Source organism: Streptomyces sp. NPDC093260 (assembly GCF_040683715.1).
Classification (GTDB): Bacteria; Actinomycetota; Actinomycetes; order Streptomycetales; family Streptomycetaceae; genus Streptomyces; species Streptomyces sennicomposti.
This window is the reverse complement of the sequence record NZ_JBFBEK010000034.1, coordinates 12,793-34,947: the sequence shown is the minus strand read 5'-3', so window position 1 is coordinate 34,947 and position 22,155 is coordinate 12,793. Positions and strand designations below refer to the sequence as shown.

20 protein-coding genes and 1 riboswitch are annotated in these 22,155 nt (G+C 72.9%); of the genes, 7 read left to right on the top strand and 13 right to left on the bottom strand.

Annotated features, from left to right (window positions below):
* Window positions 1–198: 198 nt before the first annotated feature.
* Both AB0N63_RS31330 and AB0N63_RS31325 read left to right on the top strand, forming a co-directional pair.
* Complete coding sequence (locus tag AB0N63_RS31330) at window positions 199–771, top strand: hypothetical protein (protein ID WP_365534387.1); 573 nt, start codon at window positions 199–201, stop codon at window positions 769–771.
* A 548-nt stretch (window positions 772–1,319) separates the two neighbouring features.
* Window positions 1,320–3,191, top strand: a complete 1,872-nt coding sequence (locus tag AB0N63_RS31325) for an AAA family ATPase (RefSeq protein ID WP_365534311.1) — start codon at window positions 1,320–1,322, stop codon at window positions 3,189–3,191.
* Window positions 3,192–3,399: 208 nt separating this feature from the next.
* On the opposite strand, the gene AB0N63_RS31320 is transcribed toward AB0N63_RS31325, so the two are convergent.
* The 9 genes from AB0N63_RS31320 to AB0N63_RS31280 all read right to left on the bottom strand — a co-directional run bounded on the left by AB0N63_RS31320 (window position 3,400) and on the right by AB0N63_RS31280 (window position 10,812).
* Window positions 3,400–4,488 carry a hemolysin family protein gene (locus AB0N63_RS31320; protein WP_365534309.1) on the bottom strand — a complete coding sequence of 363 codons (1,089 nt, stop codon included), beginning with the start codon at window positions 4,486–4,488 and terminating at the stop codon, window positions 3,400–3,402.
* Window positions 4,485–5,831, bottom strand: coding sequence for a hemolysin family protein (locus tag AB0N63_RS31315; protein ID WP_365534306.1), 1,347 nt, complete (start codon window positions 5,829–5,831; stop codon window positions 4,485–4,487). Before AB0N63_RS31315 ends, AB0N63_RS31320 begins: the two co-directional genes overlap by 4 nt.
* Before the next feature lie 232 nt (window positions 5,832–6,063).
* Window positions 6,064–6,531 (bottom strand): PH domain-containing protein, encoded by a 468-nt coding sequence (locus AB0N63_RS31310; RefSeq protein ID WP_365534304.1) that lies wholly within the window; start codon window positions 6,529–6,531, stop codon window positions 6,064–6,066.
* 13 nt (window positions 6,532–6,544) lie between these two features.
* Window positions 6,545–7,393 carry an ATP phosphoribosyltransferase gene (hisG, locus tag AB0N63_RS31305; protein ID WP_009187564.1) on the bottom strand — a complete coding sequence of 283 codons (849 nt, stop codon included), beginning with the start codon at window positions 7,391–7,393 and terminating at the stop codon, window positions 6,545–6,547.
* A 48-nt stretch (window positions 7,394–7,441) separates the two neighbouring features.
* The gene (locus AB0N63_RS31300) at window positions 7,442–7,714 is read right to left on the bottom strand and encodes a phosphoribosyl-ATP diphosphatase (RefSeq protein WP_019983911.1); all 273 of its coding nucleotides are present in this window, start codon (window positions 7,712–7,714) and stop codon (window positions 7,442–7,444) included.
* 34 nt (window positions 7,715–7,748) lie between these two features.
* Entirely contained in the window at window positions 7,749–8,234 is a 486-nt protein-coding gene (gene ribH, locus AB0N63_RS31295; protein WP_365534303.1) for a 6,7-dimethyl-8-ribityllumazine synthase, read from the bottom strand.
* 21 nt (window positions 8,235–8,255) lie between these two features.
* Window positions 8,256–9,545 (bottom strand): bifunctional 3,4-dihydroxy-2-butanone-4-phosphate synthase/GTP cyclohydrolase II, encoded by a 1,290-nt coding sequence (locus AB0N63_RS31290; protein WP_365534300.1) that lies wholly within the window; start codon window positions 9,543–9,545, stop codon window positions 8,256–8,258.
* On the bottom strand, window positions 9,542–10,186 hold the full coding sequence (gene pnuC, locus AB0N63_RS31285; RefSeq protein WP_365534298.1) for a nicotinamide riboside transporter PnuC: 645 nt from the start codon (window positions 10,184–10,186) through the stop codon (window positions 9,542–9,544). Before pnuC ends, AB0N63_RS31290 begins: the two co-directional genes overlap by 4 nt.
* The gene (locus tag AB0N63_RS31280; RefSeq protein WP_365534296.1) at window positions 10,183–10,812 is read right to left on the bottom strand and encodes a riboflavin synthase; all 630 of its coding nucleotides are present in this window, start codon (window positions 10,810–10,812) and stop codon (window positions 10,183–10,185) included. Before AB0N63_RS31280 ends, pnuC begins: the two co-directional genes overlap by 4 nt.
* A 154-nt stretch (window positions 10,813–10,966) precedes the next feature.
* Window positions 10,967–11,097, bottom strand: a riboswitch (FMN riboswitch).
* 369 nt (window positions 11,098–11,466) lie between these two features.
* Here AB0N63_RS31280 and AB0N63_RS31275 point away from each other — a divergent pair.
* Window positions 11,467–12,219, top strand: a complete 753-nt coding sequence (locus tag AB0N63_RS31275) for an NAD(P)H-binding protein (protein ID WP_365534294.1) — start codon at window positions 11,467–11,469, stop codon at window positions 12,217–12,219.
* Window positions 12,220–12,666: 447 nt separating this feature from the next.
* Here the strand turns inward: AB0N63_RS31275 and AB0N63_RS31270 are convergent, their stop codons facing one another.
* Window positions 12,667–13,860: an ROK family transcriptional regulator gene (locus AB0N63_RS31270; protein ID WP_365534292.1), complete on the bottom strand. Its 1,194-nt coding sequence runs from the start codon at window positions 13,858–13,860 to the stop codon at window positions 12,667–12,669.
* Window positions 13,861–14,003: 143 nt separating this feature from the next.
* Here AB0N63_RS31270 and AB0N63_RS31265 point away from each other — a divergent pair, with 143 nt between their 5' ends.
* Window positions 14,004–15,215, top strand: coding sequence for an MFS transporter (locus AB0N63_RS31265; protein WP_365534289.1), 1,212 nt, complete (start codon window positions 14,004–14,006; stop codon window positions 15,213–15,215).
* Here AB0N63_RS31265 and AB0N63_RS31260 read toward each other — a convergent pair.
* Window positions 15,175–15,633, bottom strand: a complete 459-nt coding sequence (locus AB0N63_RS31260; RefSeq protein WP_365534287.1) for a thioesterase family protein — start codon at window positions 15,631–15,633, stop codon at window positions 15,175–15,177. The genes AB0N63_RS31265 and AB0N63_RS31260 overlap by 41 nt on opposite strands.
* A gap of 143 nt (window positions 15,634–15,776) precedes the next feature.
* On the opposite strand from AB0N63_RS31260, the gene AB0N63_RS31255 reads away from it, so the two are divergent.
* The 3 genes from AB0N63_RS31255 to AB0N63_RS31245 all read left to right on the top strand — a co-directional run bounded on the left by AB0N63_RS31255 (window position 15,777) and on the right by AB0N63_RS31245 (window position 19,037).
* A complete protein-coding gene (locus AB0N63_RS31255) occupies window positions 15,777–17,159 on the top strand; it encodes a solute carrier family 23 protein (RefSeq protein WP_365534285.1) in 1,383 nt (460 codons plus the stop codon).
* A gap of 150 nt (window positions 17,160–17,309) precedes the next feature.
* Complete coding sequence (locus AB0N63_RS31250) at window positions 17,310–18,005, top strand: DUF5995 family protein (RefSeq protein WP_365534282.1); 696 nt, start codon at window positions 17,310–17,312, stop codon at window positions 18,003–18,005.
* Window positions 18,006–18,107: 102 nt separating this feature from the next.
* Window positions 18,108–19,037 (top strand): LLM class F420-dependent oxidoreductase, encoded by a 930-nt coding sequence (locus AB0N63_RS31245; RefSeq protein ID WP_365534280.1) that lies wholly within the window; start codon window positions 18,108–18,110, stop codon window positions 19,035–19,037.
* 16 nt (window positions 19,038–19,053) lie between these two features.
* On the opposite strand, the gene AB0N63_RS31240 is transcribed toward AB0N63_RS31245, so the two are convergent.
* A complete protein-coding gene (locus AB0N63_RS31240) occupies window positions 19,054–20,751 on the bottom strand; it encodes an NAD(P)/FAD-dependent oxidoreductase (protein ID WP_365534279.1) in 1,698 nt (565 codons plus the stop codon).
* A 47-nt stretch (window positions 20,752–20,798) separates the two neighbouring features.
* Window positions 20,799–21,587, bottom strand: coding sequence for a carbon-nitrogen hydrolase family protein (locus AB0N63_RS31235; RefSeq protein WP_365534278.1), 789 nt, complete (start codon window positions 21,585–21,587; stop codon window positions 20,799–20,801).
* Between the last annotated feature and the right edge of the window lie 568 nt (window positions 21,588–22,155).

Below are 22,155 nucleotides of genomic sequence, written 5' to 3'. Positions count from 1 at the left end.
AGCACGGGGCACAGCCGGAACGCGAATTCCGACATGTTCACCGCCGGATCGGCGTGATTCCGGTGTGGTTTGACGGGCGCTCACATGATGGTTCAATCCACCACTATTTCGGGGCGGGACACGGTCGGGCGGGCGCGGCCCCTAGAATGTTCCGGCGATATATGCCAGCAGCCTCGCCCACGCACTCCGGGAACCGTCATCCGCGCCCTCGCCGCTCAGCTCCGCCGCCTTCCGCCGTCCTGCGGCCCGGTCCGTCTGGTGGGCGTCGACGGGCACGCGGGCTCCGGGAAGTCCACGTTCGCCAGGCGCCTGGCCGCGGCCCTGGGCGGCGCCCCGGTGCTGCACCTGGACGACATCGCCAGCCACGAGGAGCTGTTCGCCTGGGACGGGCGGCTGCTGACCGAGGTGATCGAGCCGTTGGCGCGCGGGGCCGCCGCGCACTACTCCCTCTACGACTGGCGCGCCCGGCGCTTCTCGCCGCCCCGCGTGCTGGCGCCCGCGCCCGTGATCCTGGTCGAGGGCGTCGGCGCCGGCCGCCGGGCGCTGCGGCCGTACCTGGCCCGGCTGCTGTGGATGGACCTGCCCCGCGAGGAGTCCTGGGCGCGGGGCCGGGCGCGGGACGGCGAGGAGCAGCGGGAGTTCTGGACCGGATGGACGGCGGCGGAGCGGCGGCACTTCGCGGCCGACCCGTCCCGGCCGTTCGCCGACCTCCTGGTGCGGCAGCTGGAGTCGGGGTACGAGGTGGCGCCGGGACCGGCCGCGGACCTCTGATCGCAGGCCTCTGGTCCGGCCGCGCGACCGGGAACCCGAACCGGTCTCCGACCCCGTCGCGCCCCCTGGACCGGACCAGGAAATGACGCACGGTGACGGATCATCGGCAGTGTGCTGAACTTGTGAAGATCCCCGCCGGGGAACTCGACGCAGTGCTCCAACTCCGCTTGACCCGGGGGCCGTACAGGTCTTACGTTCTCAATGTGCGGTCATCGAGGACCGCCCGCTGACGCGAAGCCCCCGGTTGTTCCCCCGTGACCGGGGGCTTCGTTCTGCCCGGGAGCCGGTCCGCGAGCGCCGCGCGGGGCCACGTGATCACCGTGGGTGACCGTCCGGGGCGCGCGGCCGCGCTCCCACCTCGTCGAACGCCCCCTGCGGCACCCTACGGCGGGTGCCGCCCCCACGGGTACGATGCCCTCGGTGCGACCTTCGAGCGGCTGCTTCGCGCACCTGCAACTCCGGTCCGCGGCACAGCGGTTCGACCAGAGGCAGCCGCCGGGCGACGGTCCGGCGGCGAACCTACGGGGGCACGGTTTGTGGGGGACGTGATGGACTTCGGCACGCAGGGCACGAAGGCCCCGGCCGACCTCGCCTGGCTGCGAGGCGTGGACGCCTACACCATGGGCGCCTATCCGCAGGCGGAGGAGGAGTTCCGGGCCGCGGTGCGGATGGACCCCGGCATGGCCGACGGCTGGCTCGGGCTGCACGCGCTGCGCGTCGACACGACGACCGCGCTGCTGAGGATGTTCCGGCACCGCGACCGCTTCGGCGAGCAGCGCTCCCGGCACCGCCGCAGCCTCAACTCCTGGTACTGGCTGGGCTGGTGGGTGCAGCCGGTGCTGGAGAGCCCGCGCGATCTGCTGCTCGCCCACGCCTCGCACTGGCTGGACGGGAGGCATGTGCCCGAGCTGGACCGGGCGCTGGCCGGCCTGCCGCCCGTGGACACCGACCCCCAGGTCCGGTTCCTGCACGCCTGCCGCGCCTATCTGGTCAAGGACTGGGAACAGCTCGTGCGGCACACCGACCCTCTGGTGGACGATCCGATGCTCGGCATCGAGGCAGGGCTGTTCGGCGGGATGGCCCGGGTGCGGCTGGAGATGTTCGGTCAGGCCGAACCACTGCTCGCGGCCGCGCTGATGCGGTGCCGCAGCGAGCAGCCGCAGCGCAAGGAGCTGCGGTACTGGCTGGCCAGGGCGCACGAGGGCACCGGCCGCAGCGCCGCGGCCCTGCCGCTGTACCGGGCGGTGCACCGGGTGGACCCGGCCTTCATGGACACCTCGGCGCGGCTGGCGGCGATAGCCGAGGGCGACGGGTACGACGACGCGGCCGACCTCGCGGCGATCACGCTCTCCGGGGCCGGCGGCCAGGACACCGCCGACGGACCGGATCTGCTGGACCCGGTCTTCGGGGCCGAGGGCCGCGATCTGCGGCTCGGCGGCGAACCCGAGCCGCCGCCCGCCGCCGCGTTCCCGCCGGTGGCCGATCCGGCGGTGCGCGAACGGGCCGCCTCCGCCGCCGGGCCGCCGCCGAGCGGTCCGACCGATCCGGCGCTGCTGGAGCAGGCGCTCGCCGAGCTGGAGCGGATGGTCGGGCTGGAGCCGGTGAAGCGGCAGGTCAAGGCGCTGTCCGCACAGCTCAACATGGCTCGGCTGCGGGCCGGGCAGGGGCTGCCGGTGCAGCCGCCGAAGCGGCACTTCGTCTTCTCCGGCCCGTCGGGGACCGGCAAGACCACGGTCGCCCGCATCCTGGGCCGGGTCTTCTACGCGCTCGGGCTGCTCGGCGGCGACCACCTGGTGGAGGCGCAGCGCGCCGACCTGGTCGGCGAGTACCTGGGGCAGACGGCGGTGAAGGCCAACGAGCTGATCGACTCGGCGATCGGCGGGGTCCTCTTCGTGGACGAGGCGTACTCGCTGTCCAACTCCGGGTACGGCAAGGGCGACGCCTACGGCGACGAGGCGCTGCAGGTGCTGCTCAAGCGGGCCGAGGACAACCGCGACCACCTGGTGGTGATCCTGGCCGGCTATCCGGAGGGGATGGACCGGCTGCTGGCCGCCAACCCCGGGCTGTCGTCCCGCTTCACCACCCGGGTGGACTTCCCGTCGTACCGGCCGCTGGAACTCACCGAGATCGGCAGGGTGCTCGCCGCGGAGAACGGCGACGTGTGGGACGACGAGGCACTGGACGAGCTGCGCTCGATCGCCGGGCACGTGGTCGACCAGGACTGGATCGACGAGCTGGGCAACGGACGGTTCCTGCGGACGCTGTACGAGAAGAGCTGCGCCTACCGCGACCTCAGGCTGTCGGCGTACCCCGGCGAGCTGTCCCGGGACGATCTGGCGACCCTGCGGCTGCCGGATCTGATGCAGGCCTACGGCGAGGTGCTGTCGGGGCGGGGGCCGCAGGACCCGTCGGCACTGTGACGGACCCCGCGGCCCCGGCCGATACGCCGGCTGGGGCGTGGTTCGAAGGGAGCGCCGTCCGCCCGAAGGGCGGGACCCGCGGTGTCCGGTCAGCGCATCGCAGGGCGGAGGGGCGTCCGCGTACTGGGCGTACGCGGACGACCTCGACAAGGCGGCGAGGCGCCGCGCCGGACGCCGTGGGCCGGACGGGGCGTTCGAACACACGCCCCTAGGTGGCCAGGACCTTCTCCTCCGGTTCCCCGCTGCCCCTCGGCTCGGTCAGCCGGATCTCGGTGGCGATGCGGTGGGCGGGGTCGCGGACCTCGCCGACGAGGAGTTCCAGCACGTCCTCCAGGGCCACCACGCCGAGCACCCGGCCGGAGGCGTCCGCGACCTGCGCCAGATGGGTGGCGGCGCGGCGCATGACCGTCAGGGCGTCGTCCAGCGGGAGCTCGGACCTCAGCGTCGGCATCGGACGCCATATCCGCTGCGGTACGGCCCGCTCGGAGTCTTCGGCGTCGAGGACGTCCTTGACGTGCAGGAAGCCCATGAAGGAACCGTTCCGCGCGGCGACCGGGAAGCGGGAGTAGCCGGTGCGGGCGGTCAGCGCGACGATCTCCCCGGGGGTGACCGACGGCGGGACCGTCACCAGCTTCTCGCGGGGCAGCAGCACGTCCAGGACCGGGCGGGAGCCCAGTTCCAGCGCGTCCTCCAGCCGCTCCTGCTCCTCCGGGTCCAGCAGACCGGCCTGCCCGGAGTCCTCCACCAGCCGGCCGAGCTGGACGCTGGTGAAGACGGCCTCCACCTCGTCCTTGGGCTCGACGCGGAAGATCCGCAGGATGCCCTGCGCGCAGGCGCCGAGCGCCACCGTGACGGGCTTGCACAGGCGGGCGAAGGCGACCAGCCCCGGGGCGAGCCACAGCGCGGCCTTCTCGGGGGCGGCCATCGCCAGGTTCTTCGGCACCATCTCGCCGATGACGAGGTGGAAGAAGACCACGGCGGCGAGCGCGACGGCGTAGCCGAGGGGGTGGATCAGGCCGTGCGGCAGCCGCATCCAGGTGAACACCGGTTCGAGCAGATGCGCGACCGTGGGTTCGGCGACGGCGCCGAGCGTCAGCGAGCAGACGGTGATGCCGAACTGCGCGGCGGCCATCATCTGCGGCAGCCGCTCCAGGCCGTGCAGCACCTGGCGGGCGCGGGCGGTGCCGAGCGGTTCGATCTGGCTGCGGCGGACGGAGACGAGCGCGAACTCGGCGCCGACGAAGAAGCCGTTGACGAGCACGAGCAGCGCGGCGAAGACCAGTTGGAGCACGCTCATCGGGCGGCCTCCGTCCCGGTCGCGACGGCCTCCGCCGGGCGGCCGGTCCGCACCAGACGGACCCGCTCGGCGCGGTAGTGGCCCACCTCGCGCACGGACAGCCGCCAGCCGGGCAGCTCCGCGCGGTCGCCGGGGGCCGGGATCCGGCCGAGGAGATCGGCGACCAGGCCGGCGACCGTCTCGTAGGGGCCCTCGGGGGTCTCCAGGCCGATGCGCCTCAGCAGGTCGACGCGGCAGCCGCCGTCGACGTCCCAGGCGGGCCGACCGTCCTCGGGCGGGGCGGGCGCCAGTTCGGGCACGTCCTTGGCGTCGTGCTCGTCGCGCACCTCGCCGACGAGTTCCTCGACGATGTCCTCCAGGGTGACGACGCCGGCCGTGCCGCCGTACTCGTCCACGACGACGGCTATCGGCTGCTCGTTGCGCAGCTGCGCGAGCAGCGGCTGCACGGGCAGGGTCTCGGGGACCAGCAGCGCCGGGCGGGCGATCCGGCCGACGGGCGTGCGCAGCCGTTCCTGCGCCGGGACGGCGAGGGCGTCCTTGAGGTGGACCATGCCGACGATCTCGTCGATCTTCTCCTGGTAGACGGGGAAGCGCGACAGACCGGTGGCGCGGGTGAGGTTGACCACGTCCTCGGCGGTCGCCGAGACCTGGAGGGCGCTGACCTTCACACGCGGCGTCATCACGTGCTGCGCGGTCAGGTCGCCCAGGGACAGGGTGCGCACGAACAGGTCGGCCGTGTCCTGTTCGAGGGCGCCGGCCCGTGCGGAGTGGCGGGCCAGCGAGACCAGCTCGCCGGGGGTGCGGGCGGAGGCCAGCTCCTCGGCGGGTTCGACGCCGAGGGCGCGCACCAGCCGGTTGGCCACCGTGTTCAGCGCGGAGATGACCGGGCGGAACAGGCGGGAGAACAGGTGCTGCGGGCCGGCGACGAAGCGCGCGACCTGGAGCGGCCTGGACACGGCCCAGTTCTTGGGCACCAGTTCGCCGATCACCATCTGCACCGCCGAGGCGAGCAGCATGCCGATGAGCACGGCGGCCCCGGGCACGACGCCCTCGGGCACGCCGACAGCGGTGAAGGGGCCGCGCAGCAGCGCGGCGAGCGCGGGCTCGGCGAGCATGCCGACGACCAGGGAGGTGATGGTGATGCCGAGCTGGGTGCCGGAGAGCTGGAAGGACAGCTCGCCGAGCGACTCGACGACCGTGCGGGCCCTCTTGTCGCCGTCGGCGGCGGCCTTCTCGGCGTCCGCGCGTTCGACGGTCACCAGTCCGAATTCGGCGGCGACGAAGAAGCCGTTGGCCAGGATGAGCAGGAAAGCCGCTGCGAGGAGCAGCAGGGGGATGGTCATGATGCCGCCGCCTCCGCGCGCGCGGGGACCGCGGTGTCGCGGTGCGCGCTATGTCGGCAGGGGGCGGCGCAGGTACTGCAGGACGATCCGTCCATCGCCGGAGGGAGTCACTCCTCGGGTAGCAGGAGCCCCTGGCACCGGGTGGGGCTCAGGGGCGGAGACGCAGCGAAAACGTCTCCGCCACCAGATTAGTCAAGATGCGGCCGGATGCGTCAGGTCGGACGTCACCCGGTCAGCCCTGGGATGTGCCCGGAGACCGCTCGGGGTCGTGGAGGGAGCGGGCCTCCACGAGGGCACGCAGGGCGCGGGCGTCGGCGATCGCGCGCTGCTTCGCGATGCCGGGCTGGATGCCGAGCGCGGGCAGGCTGGTGCCGTCGCTGAGGTTGAGGAACACCCACGGGTCACCCGGACGCAGGTTCACCTGGAGGATTTCCGGCCATTCCAGGCGGCGCCGGCTGGCGATGTTGACGACGGTGACGCCGGAGTCGTCGGCGACGACCTTGGGCCGGGAGAGCATCAGCAGTACGCCGAACAGCAGCGCGCCGGTGAAGACGAAGCTGATGCGCTCGCCGGGTGTGAGGGGCTCCAGCAGGACCGCCACGGCCGTGATCACCGCGAAGATCGCGATGCCGGCCGTGAGCAACACCACACGGGTGGTCGCGGGACGGAAGGTGACGGGAAGCTCGGGCAGGTCGGACATCTCTGGGCGCCCCTCAGAGACGGCAGGCGTGGATGGCCGTGGTCAGGATGGCCCGGGCGCCGATGGCGTACAGGTCGTCCATGATCCGCTGGGCCTCCTTGGCCGGGACCATGGCGCGCACGGCGACCCAGCCCTCGTTGTGCAGCGGGGACACGGTCGGGGACTCCAGACCCGGGGTCAGCGCGACGGCCTTCTCCAGCTGTTCGACCCGGCAGTCGTAGTCCATCATCACGTAGGTTCGCGCCACCAGGACGCCCTGGAGGCGGCGCAGGAACTGCTGCACCTTGGGGTCCTCGGCGTCCGCGCCGGTGCGGCGGATCACGATGGCCTCGGAGTGCATGATCGGCTCGCCGAAGACCTCGAGGCCCGCGTTGCGCAGGCTGGTGCCGGTCTCCACCACGTCGGCGATGACCTCGGCGACGCCGAGTTCGATCGCGGTCTCCACGGCGCCGTCCAGGTGGACGACGGAGGCGTCGATACCGCTGTCGGCGAGGTGCCCGGCGACGATGCCCTCGTAGGAGGTGGCGACCGTCTTGCCCTTGAGGTCCTCGATGCCGCTCGCGGCGCCGGGCTTGGCGGCGAAGCGGAAGGTGGAGCGGGCGAAGCCGAGCGGGAGGATCTCCTCGGCGCCGGCGCCGGAGTCCACGAGCAGGTCACGGCCGGTGATGCCGATGTCGAGCCGGCCGGAGGAGACGTAGATCGCGATGTCGCGGGGGCGGAGGTAGAAGAACTCGACCTCGTTGGTCGGGTCGACGATCCGCAGCTCCTTGGACTCGCGGCGCTGCTGGTAGCCGGCCTCATGCAGCATGTCCGCCGCAGGGCCGGAGAGTGAACCCTTGTTGGGGACGGCGATGCGCAGCATGAGGTCGGCTTCCTTCGTTCGGGTGTACGGGGTGGGGGCGCTGGTGTCTCAGAGGTGGGCGTAGACGTCGTCGAGGGAGATGCCGCGGGCGACCATCATCACCTGGACGTGGTACAGCAGCTGCGAGATCTCCTCGGCGGCCGCCTCCTTGCCCTCGTACTCGGCGGCCATCCAGACCTCGGCGGCCTCTTCGACGACCTTCTTGCCGATGGCGTGGACTCCCTTGCCGACCAGCTCGGCGGTGCGGGAGGTGGCGGGATCGCCCTGGGCGGCCTTGTGCTGGAGCTCGGTGAAGAGCTCCTCGAACGTCTTCTTGGACATGGTGTCCCCCACCCTAGCCGTTGTCGGGTGCGACTCACCGCCAGGGTTCGGATACTGAACGGAGCGTGGCCGCGGTCGCCACCGCCGCGGTGACCGCCTCGTGGCCCTTGTCCTCGGTGGAGCCCTCCAGGCCGGCCCGGTCCAGGGCCTGTTCCTCGGTGTCGCAGGTGAGCACGCCGAAGCCGACCGGGACGCCGGTGTCGACCGACACCTGGGTCAGGCCCTGGGTGACGCCCTGGCAGACGTAGTCGAAGTGCGGCGTGCCGCCGCGGACGACCACGCCGAGGGCGACGATCGCGTCGTAGCCGCGGCCGGCGAGCACCTTGGCCACCACCGGCAGTTCGAAGCTGCCGGGGACCCTCAGGAGGGTCGGCTCGTCGATGCCGAGTTCGTGCAGGGCGCGCAGCGCGCCGTCCACCAGTCCGTCCATCACTTTCTCGTGCCACTGCGCCGCGATGACGGCGACCCTGAGGTCGCCGACGTTGCGGACGGACAGTTCCGGTGCACCCTTGCCGCTCACGTGTCTCCTCGTTCCTGGTGCTTACTGGTTGCCGCAGGTGGACACGGCGGGCGTGTCCAGCCAGGGCAGGTCGTGACCCATCCGGTCCCGCTTGGTGCGCAGGTAGCGGAGGTTGTGCTCGCCGGCCTGGACGGGCATCGGCTCGCGGCCGGTGACCTCGATGCCGTGGCGCAGCAACGCGTCGCTCTTGTCGGGGTTGTTGGTCATCAGGCGGACGGCGCGCACCCCGAGGTCCTTGAGGATCTGCGCGCCGGCGCCGTAGTCGCGGGCGTCGGCGGGCAGGCCGAGTTCGAGGTTCGCGTCGAGCGTGTCGCGGCCACGCTCCTGGAGTTCGTAGGCGCGCAGCTTGGACATCAGTCCGATGCCGCGTCCCTCGTGGCCGCGCAGATAGACGACCACGCCGCGGCCCTCCTGCTGGATGCGGTCCAGGGAGGCGTCCAGTTGGGGGCCGCAGTCACAACGCAGGGAGCCGAAGACGTCGCCGGTCAGGCACTCGGAGTGGACCCGGACCAGGACGTCCTCGCCGTCGCCGATCTCGCCGTGGACGAGGGCGACGTGCTCGACACCGTCGACGGTGGAGCGGTAGCCGTACGCGGTGAACGTGCCGTGCGCGGTGGGCAGGCGGACCTCGGCCTCGCGGCGGACGGTGGGCTCGCTGCTCCTGCGGTAGGCGATCAGGTCCTCGATGGAGATGATCGTCAGGCCGTGCTTGCGGGCGAAGACGACCAGCTCGGGCAGGCGCAGCATCCGGCCGTCCTCGCCGGCGATCTCCACGATGGCGCCGGCCGGGCGCAGCCCCGCGAGCCGAGCCAGGTCGACGGCTGCCTCGGTGTGGCCGTCGCGGACGAGCACGCCGCCGCTGCGGGCGCGCAACGGGAAGACGTGGCCGGGGCGGACCAGGTCGGTGGGCTCGGCCGTGCCGCTCGCCAGCAGTTGGAGGGTGGTGGCGCGGTCGGCGGCGGAGATGCCGGTGGTGACGCCGTGCGCGGCGGAGGCGTCGACGGAGACCGTGAAGGCGGTCTTCATCGACTCGGTGTTCTGCTCCACCATCTGCGGGAGCCGGAGCCGGTCCAGTTCCTCGCCCTCCATGGGGGCGCAGATCAGGCCGCGGCACTCGCTCATCATGAACGCGACGATCTCGGGGGTCGCCTTCTCGGCGGCGATGACGAGGTCGCCCTCGTTCTCCCGGTCCTCGTCGTCGACGACCACGACCGGGCGGCCGGCGGCGATGTCCGCGACGGCCCGCTCGATCGGGTCGAGCGCGAAGTCCTCGACGTCGTCGGAGGTGTAGAGGATGGGTGCCGCGGTCATGCGGTCGCTCCTTCCGGGACGGGCTGCGCGGCTCGGCGCGAGCGCAGCCACCAGTCGCGCATGCCCCACAGGACGAGCGCGCCGTAGATGACGTAGACGAAGCCGGAGAAGGCGAAGCCGTTGGCGAAGTTGAGCGGGACGCCGACGGCGTCGACGAGCAGCCAGGCGAACCAGAACTCGACCATGCCGCGGGCCTGGGCGTACATGGCGACGATGGTGCCGACGAAGATGTAGGCGTCCGGCCAGGGGTCCCAGGACAGGGACGGGTAGGCCTTGAAGAGGGCGGCGACGGCGAGGGTGCCGACGGCGGCGGCGCCGAGCAGCACGGCGCGTTCGCGCCAGGTGGCGAAGCGTACGGCGATGTGGCCGTCCTCGCCCCGGCCCTTGCCGCGGTTCCACTGCCACCAGCCGTAGACCGCGACGACCATGACGACGATCTGCTTGCCGGCGCTGCCGGAGAGGTGGGCGGTGGAGAAGGCGGCGAAGAGGATCAGGCCGGACAGGAACTGGGTGGGCCAGCTCCATATGGAGCGCCGCCAGCCGAACGCCAGACCGATCAGGCCGATCACGTTGCCGATCATGTCGGACCATTTGATCTGCTGGCCGAGGAGGGTGAAGGCCTCGGAGTTGAGCCAGTTCACTCGCCGGCCTCCCGCGCTTCGTCACCGGTCCGCCGTGCGCGGTCGCCGAGCAGGCGCTCGACGTACTTGGCGACGACGTCCACTTCGAGGTTGACCGGGTCGCCGGACTTCTTGAGGCCGAGCGTGGTCAGGGCGAGGGTGGTGGGGATGAGGCTGACCGTGAAGTGGTCGGCGCCGGCCTCGACCACGGTGAGGCTGATGCCGTCGACCGTGATGGAGCCCTTCTCCACGACGTAGCGCGCCAGGTCGGCCGGCAGCGAGATCTTCACGATCTCCCAGTGCTCGGAGGCGGTGCGCTCCAGGATCGTGCCGGTGCCGTCGACGTGGCCCTGGACGATGTGGCCGCCGAGGCGGGCGCCCACGGCGGTGGGGCGTTCGAGGTTGACCCGGGAGCCGACGGCGAGGACGCCGAGACTGGAGCGTTTGAGGGTCTCGGCCATGACGTCGGCGGTGAACTCGTCGCCCTCGTGCTCGACGACGGTGAGACAGACCCCGTTCACGGCGATGGAGTCGCCGTGCTGCGCGCCCTGGGTCACGACGGGGCCGCGAAGCCGGAAGCGGGCGGCGTCGCCGAGGTTCTCGACGGCGGTGACCTCACCCAGCTCTTCGACGATTCCGGTGAACACTTCCCGGGTCCTCCTGCCTCTTCGGGCACGGACTCCGGGGCTGTCGATGACGACAGAGAACACGGACGACAAGCACTCGGGGCGACGCCGGACGGGGCCTCGCCGGTGAGGGCGAGCCCGAGGACGGCGGCGCGCACAGGTGCATGCTCGCCCGCCGCGCACTGCCTCCCATCCGGACTTTAACCGTCGGTCCAGGAATTTCACCTGGTCAACCGGCCGCTGGAAGCGACCGGGTCGCGGACTGTAACCGCCGGTTCGGACTTTCACCGACCCCGGAGTGCGCTGCTACTGGTACAGCCCCAGTGTGCCACGGACGCAAGGCGTCGATCCGGACGATCGGTGTGGGCTCGCTCACAGAGCGCAGCTCCGTGAGGGGCCGACGCTCCAGGGCCGCACGACGGCTGAAGAGGTCCGGCGGCGGGCAAGGGCCGTCGTCACCGCCGCCGGACCGGCCTGTGCGGAAGTCAGACCCTAAAAGGACTAGACCAGCTGGGTCAACAGGTCCGTACCGGCCGGAAGTCGCAGCCCCCTGCCGCGGGCCGGGGCGCGGGTGCGGGTGCGGGTGCGGACCACCGTGAAGGGGGCCAAGCTGTAGCTTCGTGCGCCGCGGATCTTCCCGCGGGGGGACGCCGATGTACGGAGGGACGGAACAGCATGAGCACGATCCTGGTGACCGGCGGCACCGGAACGCTCGGCCGCCTCGTCGCCGAGCGGCTGCGCGCCGACGGGCACGAGGTACGGGTGCTCAGCCGGCACAGCCGTCCCTACGCCGTCGACCTGCGTGAGGGCGGACCGGCGCTGGCCGAGGCCGTGGCCGGCGTGGACACGGTCGTGCACTGCGCGAGTTCGCCGCGGGGCGACGAGGAGGCGGCCGGCCATCTGATCGCCGCGGCGCGCAAGGCCGGGGTCGCCCATCTCGTCCACATCTCCATCGTGGGCGTCGACCGGGTGCCGTGCGGCTACTACCAGACGAAGCACGCGGTGGAGCGGCTGGTCGTGGAGTCGGGACTGGGCTGGACGCTGCTGCGCGCCACGCAGTTCCACGACCTGCTGGTGGACGTCTTCGAGCGGCTGGCCAGGGCGCCGGTCATGCTGCTCCCGGCCGCGGTGGGCGACCAGCCGGTGGACGTGGCCGAGGTCGCCGAGCGGCTGGCGGAACTGGCGGTGGGGGCGCCCGCGGGCCGGGTCCCCGACCTGGGCGGCCCCGAGGTGCGCTCGCTGGAGTCCCTCGCCCGCGCCTATCTGCGGGCCGTCGGCCGGCGCCGCCCGATCCTCAACCTGCCGCTCCCGGGCCGGGCGTACCGGGCCTTCCGCGAGGGCGGGCACCTCGCTCCGCGCCGGACGGTGGGCAAGCGGACGTTCGAGGAGTATCTGACGACGCGTTTCGGGCCGGCGCTGGAGAACTAGGGTCTCTCGTTCGGATCGTGCCGGGCTCGCGGGCCCTGGCGCCGCTCCCCCAAGCTCATCGAGCGGGGGACCCCCACGCCGCGTCGTCGTCGGTCGCCATGACGCCCTCCTCCGCCTCGCGAGGCTCCTCCACTGCCTGAACAGCGCGGAAGGCTCCCCCTCACCGGCCCCCGCTCCCTGATCCGGCCTGATCCGAACGAAAGACCCGAGGGGCGCCCCGGTCTGCGTGCCGGGGTGCGGGAGGGCTCGGGTCGCGGCCTGATCGGGCGGCGGCGCCGGGCACCGGAGCCTTTCGCGGTCGGGAGCACGAGGACCGGGGGCCGGGGCCGGGCGCCGGTCGCCGGTCGCCGCCGGGTGATGCCCCGCGCTGACGGCGACGGCGTGCCCGCGGGCTCCGGGCGGCCTGTTCGGCCCGGCGGACGGCGTGCCCGCGCCGGCTCCGTCCGTCTATCCGCCCCGACGGCCCCCGCCGTCCCGGCCCGGCGGGGCGAAGAGTTCGTCCTGGGCGCGGTCCCGTGCCGTGATCAGCGCCCCGCGCAGCACCGCGCCGCCGCCGAGCGCGCCCGGCCGCACCTCCAGGGGCAGCGGCGACAGCCGCTGGACGCGGTCGGCGACCCGCCCGGCGAGCGCCTCGCCGCCGGCCTGGCCGACCTCGCCGCCGAGGACCACGCACCCGGGATCCAGAACGGCGACGACGGAGGCGGCGCCGAGGGCGACGCGGTCGGCGAGGTCGTCCAGGAAGGACGCGGCCCGATCGGTGTCCGCGGCGGCCGCCCGGCGGACCAGCTCCGCCGCCGGCGCGCCCGTCAGCCCGTGCGCGCGGGCGAGTGCGGTGACCGCGGCCGCGCCGGCCAGGGAGTGGAAGCCGCCCGTGCAGTCGGTGGCCGAGGGCAGGCCCCCGGTGCCCGGCACCGGCAGGAAGCCGATCTCGCCGGTGCCGCCGGAGGCGCCGCGGCGCAGCGCGCCGTCCAGGACGACGGCCGCGCCGGTGCCGTGGCCGAGCCAGAGCAGGACGAAGGTCTCGCGCCCCCGGGCGGCGCCGTCGCGCTGCTCGGCCAGCGCGGCGAGGTTGGTCTCGTTCTCCACGATGACGGCCGCCCGCGGCAGCCGTTCCTGGAGGTCCGCGACCAGGCGGCGGTGCCACTCGGGCAGGCCCGTGGAGTCGCGCAGTTCACCGGTGACCGGGTCGATCAGTCCGGGCGCGCCGATGGCGACGGTGTGCAGCCGCTCCACCCCGCCCTCCTTGGCCGCCCGCTCCACCAGCGTGACCGACTGCTCCACCGCGACCCCGGTGCCGGTGTCGCCGCCGATGGGCGCGGAGGCCTCGGCCAGTTCCCGGCCCAGCAGATCGGTGACGGTGACGGTCACGCTCTCGGTGCGCACGTCGAGGGCGGCCAGGTGGGCGCGGTCGGCGACGATGCCGTACAGGCGTGCGTTCGGGCCGCGCCGCTGCTCTCCGGACTCCCCCACCACGGTGATCAGCCCGGAGACGCTCAGGCGCTCCACGAGGTCGGCGACGGTCGGCCGGGACAGGCCGGTGAGCTGCTTCAGCTGTCCTGCCGTCAACGGTCCTTCCTGCTGCAGCAGGCGCAGGGCGAGCCGGTCGTTGATGGCCCGGGCGGTGCTCGGGGATGCGGGCATGCCGGGAATCCTCCCAGATCGGCGGGCCGCGCCGGGCGGCCGCAATTCCCCTATCCATCAGGAAGGGTCCCTGATAATTTACCTCGCGTTCAGCACGCCGGCCGTCTCCCCGGAGCGGCCCAGCGTCCAGGAGGGGCCGGAGAATGACAGCAGTGGTCTACGAACAGCGCGAGGTGCGGCGCGCCCGGTACGCCGTGGCGGCCGTGTTCGCCGTGCACGGCGCCGTCACCGGATCGTTCGCGACCCGGGTGCCGTGGATCCAGGACCACGCCTCGGTCAGCGCCGGTCAGCTGGGGCTCGCGCTGGCGTTCCCCGCGCTCGGCGCGTCCCTCGCGATGCCGCTGGCGGGCCGGGTCAGCCACCGGTTCGGCGCCCGCGCCGCGCTGCGCGGCCTGCTCGCCCTGTGGACGCTGTCGCTGGTCCTGCCCGCCCTCTCCCCCAACCTGCCCACGCTCTGCCTGGCCCTGTTCGTCTACGGCGCCTCGGCGGGGATGTCGGACGTCGCGATGAACGCGCTCGGCGTGGAGGTGGAGAACCGGCTCGGCCGCTCGATCATGTCCGGGCTGCACGGCATGTGGAGCGCGGGCGCCCTGATCGGCTCGGCGGCCGGCACGCTGGCCGCGCACCTGGGTGCGGACGCCCGCCTCCACCACGTCCTGGCGGCCGGGGTGCTGAGCCTGCTCGGGCAGGTGGCCTGCTCCTGGGTGCTGGACCTCCAGCCGGCCGAGGACGAGGAGCCGCCGCCGCGGTTCGCGCTGCCGCCCAAGTCGGCTCTGCTGATCGGCGCGATCGGGTTCTGCGCGGTGTTCGCGGAGGGCGCGAGCCTGGACTGGTCCGCGGTGTACCTGCGCCAGCAGCTGGACACCTCGGCGGGACTGGCCGCGGCCTGCACCACGGGCTTCACCCTCACCATGGCCGTCGCCCGGATCGTGGGCGACCGGGTGGTGGACCGGTTCGGGTCGGTGCGCACGGTGCGCTCCGGCGGCGTGCTGGCCGTGGCCGGCGGGCTGCTGGTGGTCCTGGCGGGCCATCCGGCGGTGGCGATGACCGGGTTCGCGCTGATGGGGCTCGGCATCGCGGTGGTCGTACCGCTGTGCTTCGCGGCGGCCGGGCGCAGCGGCCCGAACCCCAGTCAGGCCATCGCGGGCGTGGCGACCATCACGTACACCTCCGGCCTGGTGGCGCCGAGCGCGATCGGCGGGCTGGCCGAGGCGACCAGCCTGGTGGTGTCGTTCGGGCTGGTGACCGTGCTGGCGTGCGGGCTCGCCGCCTTCGCGGGGGTGCTGCGGGCGGGCGACCGTGACCGCCCGAAGGTCAGTCCGCCGGCCGCAGCAGTTCCCGGCCCGCGATCCTGAACCGCTCGCTCCAGGGGGCGGGGCGCAGCGTCCCGGAGTCCAGCCGGACCAGCACGCGGGCGCCGTGCGCGTACGTCACCGCGCCGTCGGCCGAGCAGAACCGGAAGCCGTACGTCAGCCCCGTGGTGCCGAGCCGTTCCAGCCACAGGTGGACGGCGTACTCACCGGGGCGGGTCACCGGGGCGTCGTAGGTGATGCGCAGTTCCTTGACCGCGTTGCAGGCGTCCCCGGCGGCGGCCCAGTCGCCCTCGAAGCGGAAGCCGTGCCCGCTCCACAGTTCGGACCAGGCGCGCTCGACCAGCAGCGGATAGCGCGCGTTGTGCAGCAGGCCGAGCGCGTCCAGGTCGTCGAAGTGCACGTCGACGGGGATCAGCCTGCCGTACGTCAGGGCGGGGGCGGCGGGGGCTTCGACGGTCACGGCGGTGCTCCTGAGGTGCGGTGGGCGGTCGTACGCGACCCATCCTAAGCGGTCGCTCAGCGGGGCTTTCGAACGGAGCATCGCCCGGTACCCCCGACAATGGTTTTCGGACACCTCACGTACAGAGAAAGCGAAACCCCACCATGGACCTCGGCGTGCGCTGGAAACTGCACGGTGACGGGCGCACGCCCGCACCCGGAGCGGTGGTCCGGCCCGACGAACGGCTCTCCTGGCCCCGCACGGTCGGGCTCGGCGCCCAGCACGTCGTGGCCATGTTCGGCGCCTCCTTCGTGGCCCCCGTGCTCATGGGCCTCGACCCCAACCTCGCGATCATGATGTCCGGCGTCGCGACGGTGATCTTCCTGCTCGCCACCCGCGGCCGGGTCCCCAGCTATCTGGGGTGCTCGCTGTCGTTCGTGGGCGTCGCCGCGGTGATCCGGGCGCAGGGCGGCACGAGCGCGACCGTGACCGGTGCGGTGTTCGTCGTCGGCGCGGTGCTGTTCCTGATCGGGCTCGCCGTCCAGCGGTTCGGGGCGCGGATCATCCACGCCGCGATGCCGCCGGTGGTCACCGGCGCGGTGGTGATGCTGATCGGGTTCAACCTCGCCCCGGTCACCGCCTCCACCTACTGGCCGCAGGACCAGTGGACGGCGCTGCTGGTGATGCTGTTCACCGGGCTGGCCGTCGTCTGCCTGCGCGGCTTCTGGTCGCGCATCGCGATCTTCCTGGGCCTGGTCTTCGGGTACGCGTTGTCCTGGGCGCTCGACCGGATCTTCGGCAAGGTCCACTCCGTGGACGGGTCCGGCAAGCTCACCGACCACTGGCGACTGGACCTCTCCGGGGTCGGCAAGGCGGACTGGATCGGGCTGCCGACCTTCCACGGGCCGGCCTTCCACTGGTCGGCGATCCTGGTGGCGCTGCCCGTCGTCATCGCGCTGGTCGCGGAGAACGCCGGACATGTGAAGGCGGTCGGCGAGATGACCGGCGACCCGCTGGACGACAAGCTCGGCACGGCCATCTCGGCGGACGGCGTCGCCTCGATGCTCTCCACCGCCGTGGGCGGGCCGCCCAACACCACGTACTCCGAGAACATCGGAGTGATGGCCGCCACGCGCGTCTACTCCACCGCCGCGTACTGGGCCGCCGCCGGCTTCGCGCTGCTGTTCGGGCTGTGCCCGAAGTTCGGCGCGGTCGTCGCCGCGATCCCCGGCGGCGTCCTCGGGGGCATCACCGTCATCCTGTACGGCATGATCGGCCTGCTCGGCGCGCAGATCTGGCTCAACGCCAAGGTGGACCTGCGCAATCCGCTGAACCTGGTGCCGGCCGCCGCGGGCATCATCATCGGCGTCGGCAACGTCAGCATGAAGTTCACCGGCACCTTCTCGCTGAGCGGCATCGCGCTCGGCACGATCGTCGTGATCACCGGCTACCACGCGCTGCGCGCCTTCGCGCCCGCGCACCTCAAGAAGCAGGAGCCGCTGCTGGACGAGGGGACGTCGTCGTACGGCGCGGAGGGGCGGGCCTGACAGCGGTCCGCCGGCCACCCGCCCGCCGACCCGGTCACGTGAGGGGCCGGTCGGCCGGGCGGGGGCCGGGCGGCCGCGGATTCGCCCGTTCCGGGGAAGCGGCGGGGCCGTCGGGCGTCCGGGCGCGGCGGGGCTGGGAGGCTGCCCCCCATGGGGCAATCGGTACGACTCACCCGCCGCCCGGAGACCGTGGACGCGGTCCTCGCGCGGATGCGCGCGCTGGCCGACGCACTGCCGGAGCGGGACGGGATCGCGGTCTTCAACCGGGTCTACCTCGCCGTCACCGAGGCCGTCGGCCACCGTCTGGCCGCGGGGCGGTTCGCGGACCCGCGCGCCGCCGCCACGCTGGACGTGCGGTTCGCCGAGCGGTACCTCGCCGCCGTGGACGCGGCGGCCGACGGCCGGCGCCCACCCGCCTGCTGGCGCCCGCTGTTCCAGTTCCGCCGCCACCCCGGCGTACGCCCGCTGCAGTTCGCGCTGGCCGGCGTCAACGCGCACATCGGCCACGACCTCGCCCTCGCCGTCGTGGACGCCTGCGCCACCCTGGAGTGCGAACCGGCGGCCCTGGAGGGCGACTTCGACCGCGTCGGCGACCTCCTGGCCGCGCTGGAGGAACGGGTCCGCGAGGAGTTGATGCCGGGCCCCGACCTGCTTCAGATCGCCGATCCGCTCACGCATCTGCTGGGCGCCTGGAGCCTGGAGCGGGCCCGCGAGGCCGCCTGGTCGACCGCGCGGGCGCTGTGGGCGCTGCGGCGGCTGCCGGACGTGGCCGAGGAGTTCACCGAGCGGCTGGACGCGGCGGTCGGCTTCGCCGGGCGCATGATGCTCACCCCGCTGCCGCGCTGACCTTGCGCACCCGCCGGGGAACCAGGCCGGGCACCCCGGAACCCCGCGCGATCACTGTACGTTGACCGGTGGACACCGACGATCACGAAGGAGCACACCGGCATGGCGACACGGCTGGGACTGGGTCTCCCGCAGAACCGTCAGTACGACCTCGGCAAGGACGTGCCCGAGGTGGCCCGCGCCGCCGAGCGCATCGGCTACGACAGCCTCTGGGTGTACGAGCGCGCCCTGTTCCCCGAGCCCGCCACCCAGGGCCTCTACGGCATCGAGGGCCTGCCCTGGCCCGACGCGTACCGGCATGTCGCCGACCCGCTCGTCACACTCACCCTGGCCGCCGCGGCCACCGAGCGGGTGGGCCTCGGCAGCAGCGTGCTCGTCGCTCCGCTGCACCAGCCCTTCCAGCTCGCCAGGTCCCTCGCCTCGCTGGACGCGGCCAGCGGCGGCCGGGTGCTGGCCGGCTTCGGCACCGGCTGGTCCCTGGACGAGTACGCGGCCTCGGGCGTCAGGCCGATCAAGGAGCGCGGCCGGGTGCTGGACGAGGTGATCGACGTCTGCCGCGCGGTGTGGGGCCCGGACCCGGTGCGCTACAGGGGGGAGATCACCACGATCGACTCGGCCGTGGTCGGCCCCAAGCCCGCCCGGCCCATCCCGATCCTGCTGGCCGCCGGCACCGGCAAGGCGCGCGAGCGGCTGGTGGAGCACGCCGACGGCTGGCTGCCGACCGCCTCCGGCGTGGAGCAGGTCGCCGACCAGTGGCACGCGCTCCAGGACCTGGCCGCCGAGCGCGGCAGGCAGCAGCCGATCAGCACCGTGCTCCGGGTCAACGCCCGCTACTCGGCCAAGGCCCACGAGGGCGACGGCCGGCAGCCCTTCCACGGCGACGCCGAGCAGATCGTGGCGGACGTCCTGCCCTACGCGGAGCTCGGCCTGGAGGAGATCCTGATCGATCTCCAGAGCACGACGCGCGACGCCGGGGAGCTGACGGACGTCGCCGCCGAGGTGTACGCGACGGCGCGGGCGGCCGGAGTGTGACCGCCCGCGACCGGCGTCAGTCCTCGGGGAGTTCGACGGGTGCGATCTCGTCGTAGACGTCGCCCGGGCCGGGGTTGGTGGCGTCGGTGCTGCCGCCGAAGTGGTGCATCACGCCCCACACCGCGTTCAGCGCGGTCTGGACGGCGCCCTCGGCCCAGCCCGCCGTCCAGGAGATGTCGTCGCCGGCCAGGAAGATGCCCCGTTTGTCCTCGGGCAGCCGGTCCTGCATGAAGTGCGTGAACAGACGCCGCTGGTAGCGGTAGTGGCCGGGCAGGTTGGCCTTGAACGCGCCCATGAAGTAGGGCTCGTTCTCCCAGGACACCGTCACCGGGTTGCCGATGATGTGCTTCCTGATGTCGACCTTCGGATAGATCTCGCCGAGCGACTTCAGCATGACCTCCATCCGCTCGTTCGCGGACAGCGGCAGCCACTTGAGGCTGTCGTCGCACCAGGTGTAGGAAAGGCAGATGACGGCGGGCCTGTCCGGCCCGTCGTCCAGCAGGTACGTGCCGCGGGTCATCCGGTCCGTCAGCGTCATCGACATGACGTCCCGGCCGGTCTCCTCGTCCTTGTCCAGCCAGAACGGCCGGTCCACGGGGACGAACAGCTTGCTGGACTCCATGTAGTGGGTGCGCTCGATCGCCGTCCAGTGGTCGATCGGGAACAGCCCGTCGTCGCACTGGATCTTGGACAGCAGCATCCAGGACTGCGCGGTGAAGATCGCCGCCCGGTAGGTGCGGATGTCACCACTCGCGTCCGTCACGGTGATGCGGTTGCCCGCGGTGCGGTGCAGCCGGGTCACGGCCGGACGCGGCTCGCCGTCCACGTGCAGCGACTTCAGCGAGGTGCCGTAGGGCCAGTGGACGATCTTCTCCGGCTCGCGCTCCCACAGGCGCAGCGGCAGCTGCTGGGAGCCGCCGACGATGCCGCGGTGGTGGTCGTCGGCCTCGGTGTAGACGACGCGCAGGATCTCCAGGATGGAGTTGGGGAAGTCGGTGTCCCAGCCGCCGGTGCCGAAGCCGACCTGGCCGAAGATCTCGCGGTGCCGGAAGGACTTGAACGCCTCGGAGTCGCACAGGAAGCCGTAGAAGGTCTGGTTGTCGAGCTTCTCGACCAGCTTCGCCCAGATCTCGCGGATGCGCGGCACGTCCCGCTCGCGCATGGCGCGGTTCATGTCGGAGAAGTCGGCGCCCTCCTCCAGGCAGCGGTTCCAGGCGTCGGCGACGTCCCGGTAGACCTGCGGCAGGTCGTCGATCGTCTCGGCGTAGTGCGACTCGCCCTTGAGGTCCACGACGGTCGACGGGGTGGTCTCGGCCAGCGGGTTGGGGAAGGGGCGGGTGGTGAGGCCGACCAGGTCGATGTAGTGCTGGAGGGCGGTGGAGGACGGCGGGAAGCGCATCGCGCCCATCTCCGCGGTCAGCGACTCGTCGCAGCCCTCGAAGCCGACCGTGCGCAGCCGGCCGCCGATGCGGTCCGCCTCGTAGACGACGGGCTTCAGGCCCATCTTCATCAGCTCGTAGGCGGCGACGATGCCGGACAGGCCACCGCCGATGATCGCGACCTCGGCGCCGAGTTCGGTCGCGGGTACCTGGCCGAGGCCGGCCGGGTGGGCGAGGAAGTCGTCGTAGGCGTAGGGGAAGTCCGGGCCGAACATGGTGATCGGCGGCTGCTGCTCGTCGGCGTGCTCGACGGCGTTGGGCACCGTGGACGTCATGGGGTGCGGACTCCTTGCGCAGGAAGAACGGGGTGCGGGCTGGGGGTTCAGACGAGGGACCCGTACAGGCCGGGGCGGCGGTCCGTGAGGTACGGGTTGGCCTCGCGGGAGGCGGCCAGGAAGGCCGGGTCCGCGTCGGCGAGGATCAGCTCCTCGTCGCGTCCGGCGCGGGCGCGGGCGACGCCGTCGGGGCCGGCGAGCGCGGAGAGCCCGGTGAACTCGAACTCGCCCTCCCGGCCGGCGCGGTTGGCGTACGCGACGTACATCTGGTTCTCGAAGGCGCGCACCGGTACGACGGATTCGGCGACGAACTGGTACGGGTGCATCAACGCCGTCGGGACGAGGAGGAGGTCGGTGCCGGCCAGGGCGTGGCCGCGCACGTTCTCCGGGAACTCCACGTCGTAGCAGATCAGCAGGCCCACGGTCAGACCGTTCAGCTCGGCCTGGACGACCGGCTGCCCGCCCGGGGTGAAGTGGTCGCGCTCGAAGCCGCCGAAGAGGTGGGTCTTGCGGTGGTTGGCGAGGCGGGCGCCGTCGGCGGAGATCAGCTGGGCGGAGTTGAAGACGGCCTCGCCGGCGCGCTCGGGGTAGCCGTAGGCGACCGCGAGGCCGTGCCGCGTCGCCAGTTCGGCGACCGCGTCGGCGGCCTCACCGTCTGCGGGTTCGGCGAGGCGGGCGATGTCGTCGCCGATGGCGTAGCCGGTGAGGAACATCTCGGGGGCGAGGAGGAGGGCTGCGCCCGCGGCGGCGGCGCGGGTGGCGGCGTCGTCGAGGACCTTGAGGTTCTCGACGACGGAGCCGGGGCGGCCGGAGCTCTGGAGCAGGGCGGTGCGCATGGATTCCTCACGGTGAGGGGTCTTCTCGGGGGGCGGTTAGACGGTACGGGTGGGTGGATGGGGGGTACAAGCGGTCGGCGTTGCGTGGGAGTGGGGGGTTTGTTGCGTGGGATGGGGGGTGTACGGCGATTCGTTGCGTGTCGTGGGTTCGGTGTGCGGGCACGGGGTGCGGCGTGGGCCTTGCCCTTCACCCGCCCGACCCGGTCGCGTGAAGGGTCACCCTCCCGGGGCCTCGCCCCCGACCCCGGCGGGAGCCGCGTCCGCCGGCCCCCGCGGTGGGCTGCGCCACCTCGCACCCCTGCCCTGAGCGCGCGGCACACTCCCGCCTTCGCGCGGCGCACTCCCCACCGTGGGGCGCACCACGCACCCCTGCCGTGGGCGGGCATCACGCGCCTCCGCCGTGGGCCCACCGCGCCCCCTGCTGCGGGCCCACGGCTCCCTCTGGCCATGGGCCGGGTGGCGTCGCCGCGCGTCGGCGCCGCTCGGCCCGGCCGAGAGCGCGGGGCCCTCGGCGGCGTCCGGACGTCCGTGCGGGGCGGCGGGGCCGGACGCCGTCGCGCGTCCTGCC